This window comes from Streptomyces sp. SID14478, from assembly GCF_010548525.1.
Classification (GTDB): domain Bacteria; phylum Actinomycetota; class Actinomycetes; order Streptomycetales; family Streptomycetaceae; genus Streptomyces.
The window spans coordinates 1-4201 of record NZ_JAAGMG010000713.1; the positions used below are offsets into that span (position 1 = coordinate 1).

At 70.9% G+C, this 4201-nt stretch carries 3 protein-coding genes and 1 pseudogene; 3 read left to right on the forward strand and 1 reads right to left on the reverse strand.

The features are described from left to right. Nucleotides 1–1483 (forward strand): acyl-CoA carboxylase subunit beta (locus G3I40_RS23755; protein WP_164304147.1); only part of this gene is annotated, 1483 nt, incomplete at its 5' end. A 113-nt stretch (nt 1484–1596) separates the two neighbouring features. Next, entirely contained in the window at nt 1597–2238 is a 642-nt protein-coding gene (locus tag G3I40_RS23760; protein WP_164304148.1) for a ScbR family autoregulator-binding transcription factor, read from the forward strand. A 122-nt stretch (nt 2239–2360) separates the two neighbouring features. Here the strand turns inward: G3I40_RS23760 and G3I40_RS23765 are convergent, their stop codons facing one another. Continuing rightward, on the reverse strand, nt 2361–3170 hold the full coding sequence (locus tag G3I40_RS23765; protein WP_164304149.1) for an arginine deiminase-related protein: 810 nt from the start codon (nt 3168–3170) through the stop codon (nt 2361–2363). Between the two features lie 527 nt (nt 3171–3697). Between G3I40_RS23765 and G3I40_RS23770 the strand changes: the two are divergent. Then, nucleotides 3698–4201 (forward strand): annotated as a pseudogene (locus tag G3I40_RS23770) (hypothetical protein); the annotation flags it as partial.

Consider the following 4201-nt stretch of genomic DNA (forward strand, 5'->3'; position numbering starts at 1 on the left):
CAAGGCGACCGAGGCCCAGCACGCCAAGGGCAAGCTGACCGCGCGTGAGCGTATCGAGCTGCTCCTGGACGAGGGGTCGTTCAACGAGGTCGAGCAGTTGCGCCGGCATCGTGCGGTCGGTTTCGGCCTGGAGTCGAAGAAGCCGTACACGGACGGTGTGATCACCGGCTGGGGCACGGTCGAGGGCCGCACGGTCTTCGTCTACGCGCATGACTTCCGGATCTTCGGCGGCGCGCTGGGCGAGGCCCACGCCACGAAGATCCACAAGATCATGGACATGGCCATCGCGGCCGGTGCGCCGCTGGTCTCGCTGAACGACGGTGCGGGCGCCCGTATCCAGGAGGGCGTCTCCGCGCTGGCCGGCTACGGCGGCATCTTCCAGCGCAACACCAAGGCGTCCGGCGTCATCCCGCAGATCAGCGTGATGCTCGGCCCGTGCGCGGGCGGCGCCGCCTACAGCCCCGCCCTGACCGACTTCGTCTTCATGGTCCGCGACACGTCGCAGATGTTCATCACGGGTCCGGACGTCGTCAAGGCGGTCACCGGCGAGAACATCACCCAGAACGGACTCGGCGGCGCCGACGTGCACGCGGAGACGAGCGGTGTCTGCCACTTCGCCTACGACGACGAAGAGACCTGCATCGCCGAGGTCCGCTACCTCCTGACGATGCTCCCGCAGAACAACCGCGAGAACCCGCCGGTGGCCGCCTCCGACGATCCCGCGGACCGCCGCTCGGACGTCCTGCTCGACCTGGTCCCGGCCGACGGCAACCGCCCGTACGACATGACCAAGGTCATCGAGGAACTCGTCGACGACGGCGACTACCTGGAGGTCCACGAGCGCTGGGCGCGCAACATCATCTGCGCCCTGGCCCGTCTCGACGGCCAGGTCGTCGGCATCGTCGCCAACCAGCCCCAGGCCCTGGCCGGCGTGCTGGACATCGAGGCCAGCGAAAAAGCTGCCCGCTTCGTCCAGATGTGCGACGCCTTCCACATTCCCCTCGTGACTTTGCTGGACGTCCCGGGGTTCTTGCCGGGTGTGGACCAGGAGCACGGCGGGATCATCCGCCACGGCGCGAAGCTGCTGTACGCGTACTGCAACGCCACCGTGCCGCGGATCTCCCTCATCCTGCGCAAGGCGTACGGAGGCGCCTACATCGTCATGGACTCCCAGTCCATCGGCGCCGACCTCACCTACGCCTGGCCCACCAACGAGATCGCGGTCATGGGCGCCGAAGGCGCGGCCAACGTCATCTTCCGCCGCCAGATCGCCGAGGCCGACGACCCCGAATCAACGCGGGCCCGGTTGGTCAAGGAGTACAAGACCGAGCTGATGCACCCCTACTACGCGGCCGAACGCGGCCTGGTCGACGACGTCATCGACCCCGCCGAGACCCGCGAGGTGCTCATCCGCTCCCTGGCGATGCTGCGCACCAAGCACGCCGACCTGCCGTCCCGCAAGCACGGCAACCCCCCGCAGTAACTTCCCTCGCGGTGACTCCCTCGTTCCCCCTTTCCCCTCCCCCCTCGGCACCCCCCGCACCACCACGGCGGTCGTGGACACCTCGCCCGCCGGCGGCCACAGGAGAAGTTTGAATGGTCAAGCAGGAACGTGCGGTGCGCACAAGAAGGGCGCTGATCGACGCCGCAGCCGCGGTGTTCGCGGAGGAGGGATATGTGCCCTCGTCACTCGCGACGATCAGCAAGCGGGCAGGTGTGAGCAATGGAGCGCTGCACTTCCACTTCGAGAACAAGAGGGCGCTCGCGCAGGCCGTCGAGGAAGCGGCCGTCGACGTGATCCACGAACTCGTCCGGCTCTCGGGGAATGCCGGTACGAGCGCGCTGCAGGCACTCGTCGACGCGACGCACGGACTGGTGGGCTGCCTCTCGGACGACATCGTCGTCCGGGCCGGCTTCGATCTCAGCGCCGAACGCGCCCTGGGAGCCGAGACCGGCCTGATGCGGACGTGGCACGCCTGGGTGGCGGAAACGCTGCACCGCGCCGAGGCAGAGGGCCACCTGGCGCCCGGAGTGTCGCCGGACGACGCCGCGGCGGCGATCGTGGCGGTGACCGTGGGCTTCGAGGTGTTGGCCGGGGACGATCCGCAGTGGCTCGCCGAGCGGCGGATCGTCGGGTTCTGGGAGCTGCTGCTGCCCGGCATCACGACGCAGGACCACCCCGTGTCCGCCCGGCCCGACGCGGGCGACGACAAGCGCCCGGACTTCCTGGGGACGTGAGTCCCGGCCCGAGGCGAGCCGTCCGTGCCGCCGGCCCTCGTCCCGCCGACAGGACGAGGACCCGACGACACGACGGCGCCCCGCCCACCGGCGGCGGCTCGGCTCACCGCCGCCGGCCGGACTCAACGAGCCCGCGGGGGCAGTTGGTTGTCGAGCGTGAGCGCGGTGCAGCGCACGCCGCCGCCGCCCTTGCGCAACTCGGTGGTGTCGAGCTCGACCACGTCGAGGCCGCGCTCGCGCAACGTGTCACGAAGGCGCGGCGCACCCGTGGTCATGGTCACCGTGGAGCCGTCGCTGATCAGGTTCAGGGCGAAGGTGCTCGCCTCCTCGACGTCCACCTCGATCAGGTCGAGACCCAGGGCGCGCAGCCGCTGCCCGCTCGGGGCGTCCAGCGCCTGCGGGCAGTAGGCGACGGTGCGCGCGTCGATCACCGCGAGCGCGAGATCCAGGTCGTACCACTGCTCGCCGGTCGTACGCAGCGGCACCACCTCGTACCCGAGCACGTCGGCCAGGACCCCGTGCATCCGACGGTCGGTGCGCTGCCCGTATCCCGCGAACAGCAGCCCTCCGCACGGCAGCGCGTCGCCCTGGCCGCTGAAGTCGTACGGCGCGTCCAGCACGTCGAAGCCGCGGCCCTTGAGCCAGGCGCGGAAGTGCGGGATCTCGGGGCGGCGGGCGGCCGGGGGAGCGCCGAGGACCGCGCGCCGCGAGCTCACGAAGGCGCCGTTGGCCGTGTACACCATGTCCGGGCATTCCCGCGCGGACTCCATGCGGCTGACGATCCGTCCGGCCGCGGCATGTGCCTTCTCGATGGCCTCGTGCTCGGCGAGGGCGGCCAGCTGGTCCGGCTGGACGCCGGTGTCCATGTACGGGTTGATGACGTAGTCGACGCGGAAATGCGTGGCGTCGCACATCAGCAGTTCCGAGTTCAAAGAGTCCTCCAGAAGGGGGAGGGAAAAGGGGAGCGCCCGCGCCATGGGGACCGGGACCGGGCCGCCGACTTCCTTGCCTGATACGGGATGTGGCGGGCGAGATCCCGAGTATCGCGACGCCGCGAATAATTTGGCAACGCTTCTGATTTCCGACGCCCGTCCCGCCGGCGGGACAGCCCGCGAGGTCGCCTCGACCCTGATGATCTGCGAGGAAGCACCCAGGCACCCGGGCTGTAGCCGGGCTCAGGCACTCTTCGAGAGCGCCCTGCCATTGTGGTGCGCGGCGGCAAAACCGCCCTTGGCCCGCCCTCCTCATTCCCCCGTCAGGAGGGCGGGCCGCGCCTGCTCCGGAATTGCGCATTCGCCCCGCCGAGAGCCGGCCGGCTGAGGCGCAATGGGGTGACGCTCCAGGGCCGCTGGAGGAATCGGACGCGTCGCGGAAACGCGACTACCGTGCCGAGCACGGCGAAAGCGTTTCGCTGCGTGAGCTGCGTGAGAGGGGGGTAGGGGCCTCGCCCCTGATGCCGATGAGTCACGGCCGTGCCACCGCAGAGCGCCGCACCGAGGTGTCGATGACCGTGGTCGTCGACCCCGGACAGCCGCCCCATCTTGCCCCGCCCGTCCTGGAGGTCCGGGGCCCCCTGGCCGCGGGCCGGGTCTCCGCGGCGCTCGATCACGCCGCCACGCGCACGGCCGGCGGCGACGCCTGGCGCCACAGCCTGCAGCGGATCGGGCCCGACCACCACCTGTTGCACGTCGAGCCGCAGCCTGCCGCCGCTACCGACCCCTTCCCCGCCGGGCTCGTCGCCGATCTGCTCACCGCCCGTGGCGGGCCGGCCGTCCCGCTCGCACCGGCCCAACTCGACCTGGTCCGACGCGTCGAGAACACTCCCGGCCCGCCCCTGTTCCGGGTGTTGAACGCGGCCGAGCCGTTCGACCCGGCCGCGGTCGAGGGCGCCCTGCGGGGTCTGGCCCGTGCGCACCCGCTGCTCGGCGCCCGTATCGACGCCCAGGAGGGCGGCAGCGTCCAG

Bases quoted from the DNA above. Each gene is read 5' to 3' on its own strand.
- G3I40_RS23760 (WP_164304148.1), top strand. From the start codon at position 1,597: ATGGTCAAGCAGGAACGTGCGGTGCGCACAAGAAGGGCGCTGATCGAC.